Origin of the sequence: Veillonella infantium (genome assembly GCF_002959895.1) — a bacterium.
GTDB classification, from domain to species: domain Bacteria; phylum Bacillota; class Negativicutes; order Veillonellales; family Veillonellaceae; genus Veillonella; species Veillonella infantium.
Window position 1 is genome coordinate 1 of sequence record NZ_PPDD01000009.1, and the last position, 18,423, is coordinate 18,423.

Annotated in this window: 16 protein-coding genes; 14 read left to right on the plus strand and 2 right to left on the minus strand. The window is 37.6% G+C overall.

The genetic code is table 11. The annotated features are described in order from the left end of the window. Positions 1–123 (minus strand): transposase (locus VCHSUH03_RS05030; protein WP_174683259.1); only part of this gene is annotated, 123 nt, incomplete at its 3' end. Positions 124–415: 292 nt separating this feature from the next. Continuing rightward, a complete protein-coding gene (locus tag VCHSUH03_RS05035) occupies positions 416–808 on the minus strand; it encodes a thioesterase family protein (RefSeq protein WP_105094249.1) in 393 nt (130 codons plus the stop codon). Positions 809–1,137: 329 nt separating this feature from the next. Between VCHSUH03_RS05035 and VCHSUH03_RS05040 the strand changes: the two genes are divergently transcribed. From VCHSUH03_RS05040 to VCHSUH03_RS05105, 14 genes are all read left to right on the plus strand, one after another. After that, complete coding sequence (locus tag VCHSUH03_RS05040) at positions 1,138–1,875, plus strand: TVP38/TMEM64 family protein (protein ID WP_105094250.1); 738 nt, start codon at positions 1,138–1,140, stop codon at positions 1,873–1,875. A 52-nt stretch (positions 1,876–1,927) separates the two neighbouring features. Next, positions 1,928–3,121, plus strand: a complete 1,194-nt coding sequence (locus VCHSUH03_RS05045) for an aminotransferase-like domain-containing protein (protein ID WP_105094251.1) — start codon at positions 1,928–1,930, stop codon at positions 3,119–3,121. A 123-nt stretch (positions 3,122–3,244) separates the two neighbouring features. After that, positions 3,245–4,078: an Mrp/NBP35 family ATP-binding protein gene (locus VCHSUH03_RS05050; protein ID WP_105094252.1), complete on the plus strand. Its 834-nt coding sequence runs from the start codon at positions 3,245–3,247 to the stop codon at positions 4,076–4,078. 247 nt (positions 4,079–4,325) lie between these two features. Beyond that, positions 4,326–5,726: an anion permease gene (locus VCHSUH03_RS05055; protein WP_105094253.1), complete on the plus strand. Its 1,401-nt coding sequence runs from the start codon at positions 4,326–4,328 to the stop codon at positions 5,724–5,726. A 234-nt stretch (positions 5,727–5,960) separates the two neighbouring features. Next, positions 5,961–7,307 (plus strand): M18 family aminopeptidase, encoded by a 1,347-nt coding sequence (locus tag VCHSUH03_RS05060; RefSeq protein ID WP_105094254.1) that lies wholly within the window; start codon positions 5,961–5,963, stop codon positions 7,305–7,307. Between the two features lie 285 nt (positions 7,308–7,592). Continuing rightward, the gene (locus VCHSUH03_RS05065; protein ID WP_105094255.1) at positions 7,593–11,039 is read left to right on the plus strand and encodes a pyruvate carboxylase; all 3,447 of its coding nucleotides are present in this window, start codon (positions 7,593–7,595) and stop codon (positions 11,037–11,039) included. A gap of 199 nt (positions 11,040–11,238) precedes the next feature. Beyond that, positions 11,239–11,715: a transcriptional regulator NrdR gene (nrdR, locus tag VCHSUH03_RS05070; RefSeq protein ID WP_060924705.1), complete on the plus strand. Its 477-nt coding sequence runs from the start codon at positions 11,239–11,241 to the stop codon at positions 11,713–11,715. 25 nt (positions 11,716–11,740) lie between these two features. Then, entirely contained in the window at positions 11,741–12,667 is a 927-nt protein-coding gene (locus VCHSUH03_RS05075) for a dipeptidase (protein ID WP_105094256.1), read from the plus strand. Further along, a complete protein-coding gene (gmhA, locus tag VCHSUH03_RS05080; RefSeq protein ID WP_060924703.1) occupies positions 12,667–13,236 on the plus strand; it encodes a D-sedoheptulose 7-phosphate isomerase in 570 nt (189 codons plus the stop codon). Before VCHSUH03_RS05075 ends, gmhA begins: the two co-directional genes overlap by 1 nt. A gap of 96 nt (positions 13,237–13,332) precedes the next feature. After that, positions 13,333–14,811, plus strand: coding sequence for a D-glycero-beta-D-manno-heptose-7-phosphate kinase (gene rfaE1 / locus VCHSUH03_RS05085; RefSeq protein ID WP_105094257.1), 1,479 nt, complete (start codon positions 13,333–13,335; stop codon positions 14,809–14,811). Further along, complete coding sequence (gene rfaD, locus VCHSUH03_RS05090) at positions 14,808–15,773, plus strand: ADP-glyceromanno-heptose 6-epimerase (RefSeq protein ID WP_105094258.1); 966 nt, start codon at positions 14,808–14,810, stop codon at positions 15,771–15,773. Before rfaE1 ends, rfaD begins: the two co-directional genes overlap by 4 nt. Further along, on the plus strand, positions 15,773–16,267 hold the full coding sequence (locus tag VCHSUH03_RS05095) for a D-glycero-alpha-D-manno-heptose-1,7-bisphosphate 7-phosphatase (RefSeq protein WP_105094259.1): 495 nt from the start codon (positions 15,773–15,775) through the stop codon (positions 16,265–16,267). Before rfaD ends, VCHSUH03_RS05095 begins: the two co-directional genes overlap by 1 nt. Positions 16,268–16,363: 96 nt before the next feature. Next, positions 16,364–17,383: a glycosyltransferase family 9 protein gene (locus VCHSUH03_RS05100; RefSeq protein WP_105094260.1), complete on the plus strand. Its 1,020-nt coding sequence runs from the start codon at positions 16,364–16,366 to the stop codon at positions 17,381–17,383. Then, a complete protein-coding gene (locus VCHSUH03_RS05105) occupies positions 17,383–18,423 on the plus strand; it encodes a glycosyltransferase family 9 protein (protein ID WP_105094261.1) in 1,041 nt (346 codons plus the stop codon). The genes VCHSUH03_RS05100 and VCHSUH03_RS05105 overlap by 1 nt, the downstream gene beginning before the upstream one ends.

Consider the following 18,423-nt stretch of genomic DNA (forward strand, 5'->3'; position numbering starts at 1 on the left):
TATTTCACGTAAACTATTTCTGTATTGATTATATATAACTTTACGTCTATACTTAGGTGTAAATACTATGTGGTATTTGCATAACCATTTTGTGTGCGCAAGGCTCTGTGTCTTTGTTGCCATATAAAATCACCTTTCTTTTGCATATAATGCGGCTTGAACACCTACATTATACTTAAGCAAGGTGATTTTTTTGTATAACTTTCGTTGCCGCACCCGCATAGCGGGTGGTTTAATGATTCGCGACTACGTCGCGAACCAGTCTAAAGACAATAATAGAAACGGCATCTATCGTTTGATAGATGCCGTTTTTTCTATGTATTTTATTATTTTAATAAAGTAAGTAAGATATTAGCAATAAATCTAATAGTAATAAATTTATTAGTCATAAATCTATTGGTAAAATAGTAAACTATTAGTTAGATTTTGCTCTACTTGCCACTTTGGCCATAAATTTTTCGTTATTAATAACAAATCGTTCATGAGTTCCGCGACCAATGATACCGACACCATCAGATGCTTCAATATCAAAAGTTATTTTACGCCCTTCTATAGCGCTAACTGTAGCTTTAGCAGTTACTGTTGCACCAAGTGGAGTAGGTGCTTCATGAGTGATGGATAAAGCAATACCTACAGTGCCTTCACCTTCTTCTAAATATGGTTGTACTGCTGCTTGTGCTGCTTCTTCCATCAAAGCGCACATGGCTGGAGTGGCAAAGACCTCTAAAGAACCGGACTTCATTGTTTTTGCAATATTGGATTCTGTAACTGTTACAGTTGCCGTAGCTGTTTGACCTGCTGATACCATAATATACCTTCTTTCATTAAGAAAATTCTCGTTATAATAGTATTATACATCTTTCTATAATTTTTATGCTAATGTAATAATACATATTTATAGATACTACCAGTTAAAAATAATTACTTTTAACTGGTAGTATCTATAAAAGTAACCCATATAAGTTCTAATAATAATATTTTTAACTGGTAGTAATCGAAAAAATGGAATATATAGGTTTATTATCGAATATAGACAGATTGTTAATTAGAATAGAATTAAAGAAGGGGGAACTATATATAACAGTTCTATAGAATCCGTGATATAATGGAACTAGTTTTTTATAAAACGAGGTATATATGAGTACAAGAAAATTAAAGCCTTCTGGTGAAGGTTGGGTACAGTTAATAGCAGGCATTGGTTTTGTCATTCTATTAATTGCCATCCATATAGTAGATCCTACATTTTATCCAACTATGTGGCATTTAGCGACTAGTGGATCCATGGATGAAATAGCAGAGTATATTCAAGGCTTTGGTCCTATGGCCATGGTCGTTAGTATGCTTCTTGATATTTTTGTTAATGCTGTTGGTTTCTTACCATCTATCTTTATATCTACCGCAAACGGTCTAGTGTTTGGTATGTGGCCAGGCATAATTATTTCTTGGCTTGCAGAAACAATTGGCGTAGTCATTAGCTTTTATATTATGCGTTACTTCTTACGTGATACAGCGGATAAGCTCATTGCTAAGAGTACGGTATTGATGAAAGTAGATGATTTCTCTGGTAAAAATGGTTTTGTGGTTATGTTATTTGCACGATCCTTACCATACTTCCCATCTGGTGTTATTACGGCACTAGGTGCTATTAGTAAAATTAAACCGAGAGACTACATCTTAGCAAATTTAATTGGTAAATTCCCATCTACAGCTCTTGAAGTTGCTATCGGTACAGATATTGTAAATTTCCAAGAAAATATGGGGCGATTAGGAATTATTGTTCTTGTTGCAGGTGTTGTATACTTCATTCTTTGGAAAGTATATAAGAACTATATTAATAAGAAGAATGCTGAACAAGAACATGATCCTAATGCGTAATTTTTTAACGTAGTAATATTTTTAACTTAGTATATATGAAAGAGGCGATTGTATGAGTTTTTCTCTTCCTGAACGTGTCACTTTAAAAGGTCCAAATTTTATTCGCGAAGTATTTGAACGTGGTGTAGGCGTAGAAGGTTTTATCAGCTTTGGTATTGGCAATCCAGCGCCAGAAGCGATTCCTGTGGAAATCATCGAAAAGGCTTTTGATGAAGTAGTTCACTCTAATCCAATGAGTCTTTTACAATATGGACCAATGCAAGGTGATGCACGATTAGCAGAATTGACATTAGATCGTCTTGTAAAAACGCATAAGATGAATCCAGAAGGACAAGGTCTTATTATCTCTAATGGGGCGGGGCAACTCTTAGGTCTTGTACCGATTACTGTATTAGAACCTGGCGATGAAGTATACATGGATGAATTCACTTTTACCAGTGCCATTAATTCTGTACGCAATATGGGTGGTAAAGCATTAGGTATTAAGACTGATGAGTATGGCATGATTCCTAGTGAATTAGAAAAAGCGGCTCAATCTGGTAAAGGTAAATATATTTATCTCATTCCTAACTTCCAAAATCCAACAGGTATTACAATGCCGTTGGAACGCCGTAAAGAAATTTACGCTATTGCGTCTAAATATGATTTGTTTATCTATGAAGATGATCCATACGGTGAGATTCGCTTTGCTGGTGAGTACATTCCAACATTTAAATCCTTTGATACAGAAAATCGTGTTCTCTATGCAGGTTCGTATTCAAAGACATTATCTGCTGGTTTGCGTGTAGGTTTCTTATTTGGCCCAGCTAAAGTTATTGAAGCTATTCAAGCATTAAAAAATAATACGGCAGGGCAAATGCCATTAGTTACGCAAAAAGTGGTAGCTAAAGTGCTCGATACAATCGATTACGACGCACATTTAGAAAATGTACGTAAAGTTTATAAAACAAAATGTGATGCCTTGTTAAATGCTTTTAACAAGTATGCAAGCTCTAAGGTTAAGTTAACACAGCCTACTGGTGGTATGTTCGCATGGATGACGATGCCTGAGGATGTAAATTGTGATGAATTCTTCGAAGCATGTATGGACAGAAATATAGGGATTATTAAGTGTGGTGCCTTTGCAGCTGATGGAGCAGGGGAAGGACATGCATTCCGTTTGAGCTATACAGTACCAACAGTAGAAGAAATTACAAAGGGCATGGAAATTCTTGGAGCTTTAACTAAAGAATTCTGTGGTGAGTAATATATTGATAAAGTTTGATATGACATGATACAATGTAACAGTAGATACATTGTATTTACCATATAAACAAAAGGTTTTACATATAGATGTGAGGTAGTTCCTCAAAGAAAGTAGGTGTTTACTATGGGTTGCGGTAGCAGCAGTGATTGTGGCGGATGCCCATCTCAATCCTCTGGTTGCGGTGGCGGCGCTCCTCAACAACCTCAAGATCTTACAGCTCCATTACACGAGCTTAGTTCTGTTAAACATGTAATCGGCGTAGTATCTGGTAAAGGTGGCGTAGGTAAATCCTCCGTTACAAGCTTAATGGCTATTACTATGGCGCGTAAAGGTTACAAAGTAGGTATCCTCGATGCGGATATTACAGGTCCTTCCATTCCTAAAATGTTCGGCATCAAGGAAAAAGCATATGCTGACGAAATTGGTATGTATCCTGTAAAATCCAAAGGTGGTATTGACGTTATGTCTGTTAACCTCCTTTTGGAAAACGATACAGATCCAGTTTTATGGCGTGGTCCTATTTTGGGCAATGTTGTAAAACAATTCTATACAGATGTTATTTGGAAAGACATCGATTATTTATTCGTTGATATGCCACCAGGAACAGGTGACGTAGCGATTACAGTTTACCAATCCTTGAAATTGGATGGTATTATCATTGTTACATCTCCTCAAGACTTGGTATCCATGATTGTTGAAAAAGCAGTTAAGATGGCTGATTTAATGCAAGTGCCTATTATTGGTGTAGTGGAAAACTACTCTTACTTCCATTGCCCAGATAACGGTAAGGATTACCAAATCTTTGGTGAAAGCCACATTGAAGAAATCCTTCAAAAATACGGTCTATTATTGTTGAATCGTTTGCCAATTGATCCAACTATTGCAAATCTTTGCGACCAAGGTGATATTGAGTCTATCGAAAAAACAAACTTAGAGAACGTATCTCTACCTGAATAGGATTTATATGATGATGAAAGCTGTGCATACCTAGTGATGCACAGCTTTTTCTCATTTCTTTTTATGTTGTAATATATTATATTTATCATAAGAAGATATAAATATATTTCTAATTTCAAATACTACTGATATATACTGAAGACACCGTATGATAGGGGGCTTAGTATGTGTTTTATAGTCACCTTGCGATGCCTTGATATTTCAGCAGTTATATATTTTAGTTTTTTCCTATGTAGGAGGTATGTGTATGAAAAAACTGTTAAATTGGATTATTCCAGCGGTCTTTGGTATAGGCCTATGGTTTATTCCAACGCCTGAGGGTTTAACACCTCAATCTTGGCATTTATTCGCCATCTTTGTTGCTACTATCGTAGGCTTTATTACTCAGCCATTACCGATTGGTGGCGTATCTATCATTGTAATTACTGTGGCGGCTTTGACTGGTACTTTGAAAATCGGCGAAGCTATCTCTGGTTTTGCTAACTCTGCTATTTGGTTAATCGTAGGTGCGTTCTTATTCTCTCGTGGCTTTATTAAAACTGGTTTGGGGAAACGTATTGCGTATAATTTGATTGCTGCTTTTGGTAGTAGCTCCTTACGTTTGGCTTATGCATTAGCATTATCTGATTTAATTTTGGCTCCAGCAACTCCATCTAATACAGCTCGTGTAGGTGGTGTTATCATGCCAATTACTACAAGCTTGGCAAAAGCGTTCGGTTCTGAACCTCAAGATGGTCCTCGTAAAATTGGTTCCTTCTTGATGCAATCTATTTATCAAGTTAATACAATTACATCTGCTATGTTCCAAACATCCATGGCTGGTAACACATTGGTTGCAGCATTGGCGCTTCAATCTTTTGGTATTGGTATCACATGGGGTGATTGGGCTATGGCTGCCATCGTGCCAGGTATTATTGCATTGATCATTATGCCGTACTTTATTTACAAAGTATATCCACCTGAAATTACAGATGCTCGCGAAGCACAACAAATGATTAAAGAAGAGTTAAAAGGCCTTGGTAAAATGTCTTTCCAAGAATGGGTTATGCTAGGCGTATTTGTTTTGGCTTTAGTTTTATGGGCTACTTCTCAATTCACAAAAATTGATGCTACAACTGTTGCATTCTTAGGTATTTCTATTTTGCTTGCTACAAGTGTTCTTGTATGGGACGATGTTAAAAGTGAAAAAGGTGCTTGGGATACATTAGTTTGGATGGGTACATTAATGGGCTTTGCCGGTTTCTTGTCCAAATTGGGCTTCATCAAATGGGCAACAGTACTTGTAGGCGGTTATATTCCAGAAGGATCTTGGATTATTGCCTTCGTTATAGCTGTACTTATTAATACATATTCCCACTATGTATTCGCATCTTTAACTGCACATATTTCTGCAATGTTCGTAGCGTTCTCTGCAATTGCTATCTCTGCAGGTGCACCACCAATGTTGACATTGTTGATGATTGCATTCACATCTAACTTGTGTATGTCTTTGACTCACTATGCTGCAGGTCCATCTCCTGTAATCTTCAATACTGGTTATGTTCCTCAAAATACATGGTGGAAACTAGGTTTCTTCGCATCCGTAATCAACTTAATTATCTTTATGGGCCTTGGTTCCGTATGGATGAAAGCAATCGGTATGTGGTAAGACCAGATATCCAGAATTTTATATACTTGTAATACATTAAAAACTATATATGTCATAGTTTGATTATAGTGTGGTTACAAAATATACGAAAAGCCGTCCCACTTGGGGCGGCTTTTTTGTGATAAAATAAGAGCAGTTAATATATTATTAATGTATATGTTGTAAAATTATACGTAAATGAACTATTCATGGTGAATATACGAATAGCATCATTATTTTACATAGGAGGAATCTATGAAATTTGATAATGAACAGTTATTGAAATATATTGGTGCTTGTACATCTCCGTATCATACAGTAGATACAAGTTTACAAATGTTATTGGATTCAGGTTTCACAGAACTTAATTTAGATGATGAGTGGCAATTAGACTCTGGTTCTTATGTAGTTAATGTATTTGGTACTACTTTGTTTGCTTTTCATATAGGAAAGAAACCAGAACACACATTACGTATTGCTTCAGCGCATACGGACTTTCCTGCAATTCGGGTTAAACCAAATCCTATTACATCAGTAAAAGGTTATACCAAGTTAAATGTGGAAATGTACGGTGGTCTCATTGAAAATACATGGCTTGATCGTCCTTTAGGGGCTGCGGGTACAGTCGTATTAAAAGGTGATAATGCTTTTGATGTAGACTCTGTATTGGTTGATACAAAACGTCCTATCGCAATCGTTCCAAACTTAGCTATACATATGAATCGTTCCGTTAATGATGGCGTTAAATTAAATCGCCAAAAGGAAATGCTTCCTATATTAATGATGGATCGTAAAAATAAGGAAAATTCTTCAAAATCTTTAACTGATAGAAGTAATCCAAGTTTATTCCCAGAATCTGACATTCAATATGATGAGTGGACTACGTTCATAGCTGAAGAGGTAAATTGTGATCCATCTGAAATTTTGTCTTATGAAATGACATTATACCCAACAGAACAAGGCTGTGTACTTGGCACAGAAGGTGATTTCATTAGCGCCCCTCGCCTTGATAATTTAACATCTTGCTTTGGTGTCCTTTCAGGGATTATTCAAGCACGTAAACATAATGCTAATGGTGTACGCTGTGCTATTCTCTTCGATAATGAAGAGGTAGGAAGCCGTACAAAACAGGGTGGGGCAGGCATGCTTTTACCAAACCTTGTTAAACGTGTATATGATGCATTGGGATATTCCAATCAAGAGATGGAAAGTTTCATTTCAAAAGGATTTATGGTTTCCTCTGATGTAGCCCATGGTTTACATCCAAATTATCCTGAGAAAAACGATATCACTAATATTCCTACACTTAATAAAGGGGTAGCCCTAAAAATAGCATGTAGCCAATCTTATGCCGGTGATGCCAGAGCTATTGCCATCGTTAAAGGTTTGTGTGATGAAGCTGAGGCAAACTACCAAATTTATGTAAATCGTTCTGATATACCAGGGGGCTCTACTGTAGGGTCTATTTCATCTGCTATGTTGCCGATGAGAACCATGGATGTGGGGTTACCATTATTGGCAATGCATTCTGCACGTGAGTTGATGGGGGCCAATGACCAAGAACAACTGAACCGATTAATGAATCATTTCTTAGGTGATTAATTATATAGTATATAGAACTAGTTCGATGTACATCGATAAAAGACATATGAGTTTTTCTCATGTACAGCAAATAATGTATTTTATGATTTCATAATTAATATAATCCTTTAAATATGTGGAAAATATTGTATAATAGTTATATGTAATTATGAATATTATGCTTATCATAAATTTTGATGAGCTGTCCAAATATATTGTTTTGTCTATAAGTATAGGAAATATTCATATATTAATAAAAATGAAAGCTGATAGTTCACATTAGTGGAAGCTAGTAGGAGGCAATACATGAGAAAAATTAAATCCGTATTGGTTGCCAACCGTGGTGAAATTGCAATCCGCGTGTTCCGTGCATGTAATGAAATGGGTATCAAAACTGTAGCCATTTACTCCAAAGAGGATACATTATCCTTGCACCGTAACCAAGCTGACGAAGCCTATCTCGTAGGGGAAGGTAAAAAACCTGTTGAAGCATATCTTGATATTGAAGATATTATCCGTATTGCAAAAGAACATGATATTGATGCTATCCATCCAGGTTATGGTTTCTTGTCTGAAAACGAAGAGTTCGCTCGTCGTTGCGGTGAAGAAGGTATCATCTTTATCGGACCTCATGTAGAACATTTAAATATGTTCGGCGATAAGGTTAATGCTCGTGCACAAGCTAAATTGGCAGATATCCCAATGATTCCAGGTTCTGATGGGGCATTGCGTGATTTTGAACAATTAGAAGAATTTGCAAATACTCATGGTTTCCCATTGATGATCAAAGCCGTAAATGGCGGCGGCGGCCGTGGTATGCGTGAGGTTCATCGTAAAGAAGATCTTCGTGATGCATATGATCGTGCTAAATCTGAAGCGAAAGCTGCCTTTGGCGATGATGATGTATATGTAGAAAAACTTATTGTTGAACCTAAACATATTGAAGTACAAATCTTAGGTGATGAACATGGTAATGTAGTTCATTTACATGAACGTGATTGCTCTGTACAACGTCGTCACCAAAAGGTTGTTGAAATGGCTCCAGCTTTTGCATTGCCATTGGAAACTCGTAAAGCCGTATGTGATGCAGCTGTAAAAATCATGAAAAATGTTGGCTACGTTAATGCGGGTACTGTAGAATTCTTGGTAACTGCTGATGGCTCCTTCTATTTCATCGAAGTTAACCCTCGTATCCAAGTAGAACATACTGTAACAGAAATGATTACAGATATTGATATCGTTCATTCTCAAATCCGTATTGCTGAAGGTTATGACTTACATAGCCCAGAAGTAGGTATTCCAGCACAAGATGAAGTTCCTTGTAAAGGTACTGCAATCCAATGTCGTATCACTACAGAAGACCCTAAAAATAACTTCATGCCTGATACAGGTAAAATCTTGGCATATCGTAGCTCCGGTGGCTTTGGTATCCGCTTAGACTCTGGTAATGCTTTCACAGGTGCCGTAGTAACACCTTACTATGATTCCTTGCTTGTAAAAGCGACTGCATTCGGTCCTAACAACGAAGAAACTATTCGTAAAATGCTTCGTTGTTTAAAAGAATTCCGTATTCGTGGCGTTAAAACTAATATTCACTTCTTGATTAACGTTCTTGAAAATCCTGAATTCCAAAGCGGTAACTACACTGTTAACTTCATTGAAGACCATCCAGAATTGTTTGAATTAAAACCAGACCGCGATCGTGGTACTAAATTATTACGTTACATTGCTGACGTAACAATCAATGGCTACTCTGGTGCAGGTCCTCAAGTGGTACCTGATTTTGAACCAATTCAAATGCCATCTGATTTAGATGTATCTCCAGCAGCTGGTACAAAACAAAAATTTGATGAATTAGGACCAGAAGGCTTCAGTAAATGGTTATCTGATCAAAAACAAGTATTCTTTACAGATACAACATGGCGTGATGCTCACCAATCCTTATTTGCTACACGTTTACGTACCATTGATATGGCACGCGTAGCTGGTCGTGCTGCAAAAGGTGTTCCTAACTTATTCTCCTTGGAATGTTGGGGCGGTGCTACATTCGACGTATCCTATCGTTTCTTACATGAAGATCCATGGGAACGCTTACGTATGTTCCGTCGCGAAGTGCCTAATACATTACTTCAAATGCTTATTCGTGGCGCTAATGCTGTAGGTTACACATCTTATCCAGATAATGTAGTTCGTCAATTTATCCAACGTGCTGCTGCTAATGGTATTGATGTATTCCGTGTATTCGATAGCTTAAATAGCCTTGATAATATGCATGTAGCTATTGATGAAGTTCGTGCACAAAACAAAATTGCTGAAGTAGCATTGTGCTATACAGGAGATATTCTTGATAGCAACCGTCCTAAATACAATTTAGACTACTATGTAAATATGGCTAAAGAGCTTGAAAAAGCGGGTGCTAATATTATTGCTATCAAAGATATGGCTGGTTTATTGAAACCTCAAGCTGCTTATAATCTTGTATCTGCCTTAAAAGATGCTGTTACTGTACCGATTCATTTACATACACATGAAGGTTCTGGCAATGCTATCTATTCCTATGGTCGCGCTGTAGATGCTGGTGTAGACGTTATCGACTTAGCATACTCTGCATTTGCTAATGGTACATCTCAACCTAGCATGAACTCCATGTACTATGCATTGAGTGGACATGACCGTCAACCTGAAATGAACATTGATTACATGGAAGAAATGTCGCATTACTTTGGCAGCATTCGTCCTTACTACAAAGGTGTAGATAAAGCAGAAGCATATCCTAACACTGAAGTATATCAACATGAAATGCCAGGTGGTCAATATTCCAACTTGCAACAACAAGCTAAGATGGTAGGACTTGGTGATCGTTGGGCTGATATTAAGAAAATGTACCACCAAGTAAACATGATGTTTGGTGATATCATCAAAGTAACGCCATCCTCTAAAGTTGTAGGTGATATGACATTGTACATGGTACAAAATAACTTGACTGAAAAAGATATTTACGAAAAAGGCGATGTATTAGACTTCCCTCAATCCGTAGTTGAATTCTTTGAAGGTCGTCTTGGCACTCCATACCAAGGATTCCCTGAAGAGTTACAAAAAATTATCTTGAAAGGTGCAAAACCAATCACAGTTCGTCCAGGTGCAGTATTGCCTCCAACAGACTTTGAACATGTTCGCAATGAATTGAGTGAAATGGGTGCTCAAACAACTGATGAAGATATCAGTGCATACTGCTTGTACCCTAAGGTTTACCAAGATTACAATAAATTTAAAAAAGACTTTGGTAATGTATCTGTACTTGATACTCCAACATTCTTCTTCGGTATGAAACGGGGCGAAGAAATTCAAGTAACTATCGAAAAAGGTAAAACACTTATCATCAAAATGAACGGCTTATCTGAACCAGATGAAGATGGTAACCGTATCGTATTGTTCGAGTTCAATGGTCAACCTCGTGGTATTAAAGTTCATGATAAACATGCTAAGACTACTGGCGTTGTTCGTCGTAAAGCGGATGAATCTAACCCTGGTGAAATTGGTGCTACATTGTCCGGTTCCGTTGTTAAGATTCTCGTTAAAAATGGTCAATCTGTAGCTAAAGGTGAGCCATTGATCGTTACAGAAGCGATGAAGATGGAAACTACAATTACTGCTCCTATCGATGGTATCGTAGAAGAAATCCTAGTTCGTGAAGGTAGCCGCATTGAATCTGGCGACTGCTTGCTTCGCGTTGAAGATGCTCCTAAACGATAGTTAGAATAGTACATAAAATTAAAAATATTATTTCTAAAGTATTTCATAACATAAAATGCTCTAGAATAATGGAAGAATCCCTAGGAAATCCTAGGGATTCTTTGTATTTTAAGGGGTTTCATGGTACTATATATAGTAGAGAAAATGGGCGTATTATGCACTATTTTAGAGTGATTATTAGAAAAAGGAGTAGTAACAGATGAGATGTCCTTATTGCCAACACACAGACACGAAGGTAACAGACTCTAGAACGACTGATGAAGGTAATAGTATTCGCCGTCGCCGCGAATGTATCAATTGTGGCCGTCGCTTTACTACCTATGAAATTATAGAAGAAGTACCACTGATGGTATTAAAGAAAAACGGACGTCGTGAATTATTTGATCGTGGTAAATTATTAAATGGTCTATTGCGATCTTGTGATAAACGTACCGTACCAATGTCTGTGATGGAACAAGTGGTTAACGATGTAGAGCGTGATATTCGAAATGAAATCAATCAAGAGGTAACTACGGATCGCATTGGTGAACTTGTATTGCAACAATTAAAAGATATCGACCAAGTTGCATATGTTCGTTTTGCCAGCGTATATCGTAAGTTTGATAATATTGATAGCTTTATGGAAGAATTGAAAGCATTAAAGAAACTTGATTCTAAAAAACCAAAACGCAATTAATTACTAATACTATATGTGAGGCTTTATGATAGATTTACACTGCGATACGATAATGAAATTAATAGATTATCCTGATTGTGGAGATTTGTATCGTAATACTTGGAAAATCGATATAGAAAAATTACAAAAAGCTCACAGCAAGGTGCAGGATTTTGCACTTTTTATCAATCTTGGTGAGACAAATGATCCTTATGGTCGTTATGAAGCGATGCGTAATTTATGTACATCACAAATTCATCACTATGGAGAGCACATACAACATGTGCTCTCTTATCAAGATGTAGAGTCTGTGTATGAGTCTGGCAAGATTGGAGCTCTCATGTCTATTGAAGAGGGCGGTGTACTAGGCGGCGATTTAGATAAACTAAAACAAGCTTATCAAGATGGGGTTCGACTTATTACGCTTACTTGGAATTATTCAAATGGACTAGGTGAGCCACATTGTGGTGAGCAGCATAAAAAATTAACACCGAAAGGTGTTGAATTTGTGGAGGCTATGCAAGACTTAGGAATAATTGTGGATTGCTCCCATCTTAACGATGCTGGTACAGAGCAACTAGGTGATGTATTAGATGTACCATTTGTAGCATCACACTCCAATGCGCGCGAAGTTACTGCCCATACAAGAAACTTACCGGATAATTTAATTAAGCTTATTGCTAATAAGGGTGGCGTTATAGGCCTTAATTTCGCTCAATCATTTTTGGGGACATCACCAATAAGCCGGATTGAAGATATAGTAAAGCATGGCTTATATCTCATCAATAAAGGCGGAGAAGATGTGGTGGCATTAGGAACCGACTTTGATGGTATTAAGCCAGATACAGAAATTAAAGATGCTTCTGAAATGTATCGATTATATGATGCATTTAAAGAGGCAGGTTTGTCTGTGGAGCAATGTGAAAAATTGTTCTGGAAAAATGCAGATAGACTATTAAAGGAGATTTTATAATGACTGATTTAAATCCAATCATTGCAGATCGTTTTACAGAGCATCTTGAAGTTTTTGGTAAAACGATGGAGCATATGGATACCATTCAAGAGATTGCCTATCGCTGTAAGGCGGCTTTAGAAAATGGCAATAAAATTTTGTTCTGTGGTAATGGTGGCTCTGCTGCGGACTCTCAACATTTAGCAGCAGAATTGATTTGTCGTTTTAAAAAGGAGCGACGCTCTCTAGCGGGTATTGCATTGACTACTGATACATCTGCATTAACAGCTATTGCAAATGACTATGATTTTGAATCTGTTTTTGCACGTCAAGTAGAGGGCTTAGGCCGTACAGGTGATGTTCTCATCGGTATTTCTACATCTGGGAACTCCAAGAATGTTGTGAAAGCTGCAGAAATGGCTCGTTCTATTGGTATGCATACCATTGCTTTCACCGGTGAAGGCGGTGGGAAACTAGCTGAATTATGCGACATTACGTTGGCTATTCCAAGTAATGTGACAGCTCGTATTCAAGAAATGCATATATTGGCTGGACATATCATGTGTGAGATTATTGAAGAAGATTACTAACCGTTACGGTCTTATTTATAAATAGATACATGTTTGATGCCAAGTATTTTATGTAAGTCGTTATGCATGTATATTGTGGTAAGGAATAGGTGGATTATGATAAATGCTACCATTAATCAATTTTTAACAAAGCAGCTACCAAATCTAAAGATTGCCGTTATAGGTGATGTTATGGTAGATCGTTATGTTTTTGGTGATGTAAGTCGTATTTCTCCAGAAGCACCGGTTCCTGTTAACCGTGTGGTAAAGATGAAAGAAGTACTTGGCGGTGCTGGTAATGTTGCGTCGAACTTATCAAATTTAGATTGTACAGTATATCTCGGTGCTATTGCTGGTAATGATGACCATGGTCGCTTATTACAACAGTTACTTGAGACAGACAAGATTGATACAACAGGTTTATTAACGAGCGACGATCGTTCTACCATTACCAAGATGCGTATCTTAGGTGACCGTCAACAAATGATGCGTCTTGATTTTGAAACGATTACAGATTTGACGGCTCATGAGGAACAGAAACTCTCTACATGGTTAGAAAATCTCTGCAAAGCCGGTATCGACGGTATTGTTGTTTCTGATTATGGTAAAGGTGTTTGTACACCAACATTGCTAAAAAAAATCTTTAGTTTAGCTAAGCAGTATGGCGTACAAACGATTGTAGATCCTAAAGGTTCAGACTGGTCTAAATATAATGGTGCCACCTGTATTACACCGAATGTAAAAGAGCTTAGTGAATGTGTGGGCCGTAAATTAGAAAATGATGATGCCACGATTGTTGAGGCTGCGAAGTCAGTATTGGCTAATGTTGATTTAGAGTACATTGTGGCTACACGGTCTGCAAAAGGGATTACTGTTATTGCAAAGGATGGACGCACATGGCATAATCCGGCTACACAACAAGAGGTATTCGATGTAAGTGGTGCAGGCGATACGGTTGTATCTATGATGATGACAAGCCTTGCTAGCGGTCTATCTATGCGTTTGGCATTACATATCGCAAATGGTGCTGCTGGCATTGTCGTATCTAAGGTTGGCACATATCCAATCCACCGATCTGAACTATTGGATTTATGGCATTCTTATAAGCATAGTGTTCAATCTAAACCTTTATACACAAAAGAAGAGATGAAGCAGCTTATTGCACAATGGCAAAACAAAGGTGAAACTGTTGTGTTTACTAATGGTTGTTTTGATATTCTTCATCGCGGACATATTACATATTTACAAGAGGCGGCTCAGTTAGGGGATCATTTAATTATTGGATTAAATTCCGATGCTTCTGTTAGACGCCTAAAAGGGGAAACGCGTCCCATCGTACGTGAAGAGGATAGAGCAGCATTATTAAGCGCATTGCGTTGTATCGATGGTGTGGTGTTATTCGAAGAGGATACACCAGCTGAACTATTAGCTTATTTACGTCCTAATACGCTTGTTAAGGGCGGCGATTATAAAATAGAAGACATTATTGGGCGTGAGTCCGTAGATCATGTAGAGGTGCTTTCATTTAAAGAAGGTTATTCTACATCAGATATTGTAGGGAAAATAGCTACTATGGCTAAGGAGGGTAAATTATGATTATCGTAACAGGCGGTGCTGGTTTTATTGGCAGTAATATTGTGAAAGCGTTAAATGACCGCGGTCGTACAGATATTCTTATTGTTGATGACCTTACAGATGGTCGTAAAATCCGAAATATTCAAAATTTAGAATTCTTGGATTATATCGATTGTGATGATTTTGATTGTGCTATTGCTGATGGTACATTTGATGTAGGTCCTATCGAAGTTATATTCCACGAGGGTGCTTGTGCGGATACAATGGAATATAATGGCAAATACATGATGAAGAACAATTATGAAGGTTCTAAAAATCTATTCCACTATTGCCAAGACCGTCGTATTCCATTTATCTATGCATCCTCTGCATCTACTTATGGCAATGGTACTAATGGTTTCGTAGAAAAACCAGAAGCTGAAGAAGCCCTCAATCCATATGCGTACTCTAAATTGTTATTCGACCGTTATGTGCGTAAATATGAAGGTGAGTATACAGCGCAAGTTGTAGGTTTACGTTACTTCAATGTATATGGTCCTAATGAAGCTCATAAAGATAAAATGGCTTCCTTAGTTCGCCAAATGTTCTACAAAAATAAAGAAACTGGTATTATCAATCTATTTGAAGGTACAGATGGCTACGAAGATGGTGGTCAAACACGTGACTTTATTTATGTTAAAGACGTAGTTAATGTAAACTTCTATTTCTGGGAACACCCTGAAATTTCTGGTACTTTCAACTGTGGTACAGGTAATGCTCATAGCTTTAACCAGTTTATGCAAGCTGTTATCGATTACAACGGTAAAGGCAAAATTGAATACATTCCATTCCCAGAGGTATTAAAAGGCAAATACCAAAGCTTTACAGAGGCTGATACTACTAAATTGTTGGCTGCTGGTTATGATAAAGGGTTCCATAAAATGGAAGATGCTGTTAAAGAATATTGTGAATTACTTGATAATAACGAAGGATATTTACGTTAATGCGCAAGGTATTATTTTTAGATCGCGATGGTGTTATCAATAAAGATGTTAGCTATCTATACAAAATTAGCGATTTAGAATGGGTAGATGGAGCTAAAGCGGCATTGGCTTATGCGTATAGCAAGGGCTATGATCTCATTGTAGTGACTAATCAAAGTGGAGTAGCTAGAGGTTATTATAAGGAATCTGATGTTCAGATTTTACATGATCACATGGCTCAAGAACTAGATCGTAGTGGGGCACCAATTTTACATTTTTATTATTGCCCTCACCATAAAGAAGGCTCTGTACCTCTTTATGCCGTTGATTGTGAATGTAGAAAGCCAAAGCCTGGTATGATTAATCAAGCTATTAAGGATTATAATGTAGATCCTAAAGATAGTTTTCTTATCGGTGATAGTCAGCGCGACGTTGACGCAGCAGAAGCAGCTGGCGTAAAAGGTTATCTATTTACAGGTACAAATCTGTTAGATTTTATTAAGACTATTATTTAGTTAATTATTACCATTACTTTGTTATATTTTTAACTTATGTCTGTTTTAAGGTGAGATAACGTTGTTTAGGTATGGTGTTGTAATTGGGGAGGCTATATGAAAGATTACAAGAATATACTCATCATTAAGATGAGTTCTTTAGGTGATGTGATTCATGCATTGCCTACCTTGTATGCAGTGCGTAAAAACTGGCCTAATGCACATATTACGTGGGCTATTCATGAGCAATTCGCGAGCCTCCTACCTGGTAAACCATGGGTAGATGATGTCATCATTATCGATAAGAAACAACTTAAAAAGCCTGCCTATTTATGGCAATTACGTAAAGATTTACATAGTCGTCACTTTGATATGACATTGGATTTACAATGTATTGCGAAGAGCGCCATTGTATCTTTATTATCTGGTGCGCCTGAAAAATATGGCTACTGGGAGCTTCGTGAAGGTAGTAATTTAGTTAATAAAGCTTTAGTAGGTGACCATAAATACGACCATGTCATTGAACGCTATTTAGATACTGTTCGAGCACTAGGCGGTTATGTAGACAGTATAGAGTTTCCTATGCCGGCCTATGTAGATTCTGAGAAGTCAATTAAACATAAGTTAGCATGTCATGGCGTTGACGAAGATTATGTTGTTGTTGTCCCTGGCGCTCGTTGGATTGTTAAGGAATGGCCTCTTCTTAATTTTGGAGAACTATGTATTCGTTTATGTGAATCTGGCAAAAAAGTCGTTATTGCTGGTGCCCCTGTTGATGAAGAAAAAGGAGCTTTCATAGAAAACTATGTAAAAAATAAGAATCTCATCAATTTGGTAGGATCTACGTCCATGCCAGAGCTCATTGAGTTGATTCGACATTGCGAAATATTCATCAGTGCTGATACGGGTCCTCTACATATTGCTAATGCCCTTAAGCGTCCTTTGATTGCTTTATTTGGAACCACATCTCCAAAACGAACTGGGCCGTATGGCGGTAGCCACGTACATCTTATTATTTCACCGACTTCAAAGGCTACACCAGAACAGCCTCTCGTAGATGATCCAGAGTGTATGGCTCAAATTCCAGTGGATGCAGTGTGGTCTGTATATGAACAAGTACTTGGAAAGGAACTGTAATGGAACTTGATTATAAACGCATTGTGGTGACCTTTCTTATGCATTTAGGAGATGTTATATTAACGACTCCATTCTTAGAGGTGCTACGTAAAGCGGCTCCACATAGTCATATTACATATGTAATAGATGAAAAACTGCAACAAGTGATGCAATATAATCCAAATATTGATGAACTTATCGTTGTAGATAAAAAGGGGCGTCATAATAGTATTTCTGGGCTCAATGAGATAGCTCGAGAGATTAATGCAAAGGGTAAACCTGATATCGTTATCAATTTACATCCTAATGAACGTACTTCCTATTTAGCCTGGAAGATTCATGCGCCCATTACGACTGGTATGAGTCATTTTTTATTTAGACCGTTTATGACAAAGTATACCCGTCTAGACCGTAAAACTCGCCACGCTGCAGATATGTACATCAATGTACTAGAACAATTAGGTGTAACGGATATTTCTAACTCTGGTTTACATATTGAAACTTGTGAGGCATGGCGCCGTGAGGCTCAGGAGTTCTATGCTAGTCATGGTTTAACAGATAGTGATACGCTCATCGGTTTTAATATTGGTAGTGCTGTTCCTGAGAAACGCTGGCCTGCTGAACGATTTGCCCATGTAGCTGATTATTTGGGTCATTTAGGGTATAAAACAGTATTCTTTGGCGGCCCTATGGATCTCGAAATGGTGCAACCTGTAGTAGAACAAATGGAAACGAAACCGATTGTGGCTACCGGAAAATTCCAGTTAGGACCGTTGGCAGCGGCAATGAGCCGCTGTAATCTATTGATTACAAATGACTCTGGTCCTATGCATGTGGCCATCAGCCAAAAGGTGCCAATTGTGGCGCTTTACGGTCCATCAAACCCATTCTTTTATGGTCCGTACCAAGCTCATGCTATCGTTCTAGAAACGATGGACTCCTATGAGGTTGGTAAAAGCATGAAGAAGATTATTAAAGAAGGAAATTATAAAGGTTTGTCCGTAATTTCTGAAGAACAGGTTATTAAAGCAGCGGAAACGTTGCTTTCAGAATCGAAATAA

Bases quoted from the DNA above. Each gene is read 5' to 3' on its own strand.
- VCHSUH03_RS05060 (WP_105094254.1), top strand. From the start codon at position 5,961: ATGAAATTTGATAATGAACAGTTATTGAAATATATTGGTGCTTGTACA.
- VCHSUH03_RS05105 (WP_105094261.1), top strand. From the start codon at position 17,383: ATGGAACTTGATTATAAACGCATTGTGGTGACCTTTCTTATGCATTTA.
- VCHSUH03_RS05075 (WP_105094256.1), top strand. From the start codon at position 11,741: ATGATAGATTTACACTGCGATACGATAATGAAATTAATAGATTATCCT.
- VCHSUH03_RS05035 (WP_105094249.1), bottom strand. From the start codon at position 808: ATGGTATCAGCAGGTCAAACAGCTACGGCAACTGTAACAGTTACAGAA.
- VCHSUH03_RS05040 (WP_105094250.1), top strand. From the start codon at position 1,138: ATGAGTACAAGAAAATTAAAGCCTTCTGGTGAAGGTTGGGTACAGTTA.
- VCHSUH03_RS05050 (WP_105094252.1), top strand. From the start codon at position 3,245: ATGGGTTGCGGTAGCAGCAGTGATTGTGGCGGATGCCCATCTCAATCC.
- nrdR (WP_060924705.1), top strand. From the start codon at position 11,239: ATGAGATGTCCTTATTGCCAACACACAGACACGAAGGTAACAGACTCT.
- rfaE1 (WP_105094257.1), top strand. From the start codon at position 13,333: ATGATAAATGCTACCATTAATCAATTTTTAACAAAGCAGCTACCAAAT.
- VCHSUH03_RS05095 (WP_105094259.1), top strand. From the start codon at position 15,773: ATGCGCAAGGTATTATTTTTAGATCGCGATGGTGTTATCAATAAAGAT.
- rfaD (WP_105094258.1), top strand. From the start codon at position 14,808: ATGATTATCGTAACAGGCGGTGCTGGTTTTATTGGCAGTAATATTGTG.
- VCHSUH03_RS05100 (WP_105094260.1), top strand. From the start codon at position 16,364: ATGAAAGATTACAAGAATATACTCATCATTAAGATGAGTTCTTTAGGT.
- VCHSUH03_RS05065 (WP_105094255.1), top strand. From the start codon at position 7,593: ATGAGAAAAATTAAATCCGTATTGGTTGCCAACCGTGGTGAAATTGCA.
- gmhA (WP_060924703.1), top strand. From the start codon at position 12,667: ATGACTGATTTAAATCCAATCATTGCAGATCGTTTTACAGAGCATCTT.
- VCHSUH03_RS05055 (WP_105094253.1), top strand. From the start codon at position 4,326: ATGAAAAAACTGTTAAATTGGATTATTCCAGCGGTCTTTGGTATAGGC.
- VCHSUH03_RS05045 (WP_105094251.1), top strand. From the start codon at position 1,928: ATGAGTTTTTCTCTTCCTGAACGTGTCACTTTAAAAGGTCCAAATTTT.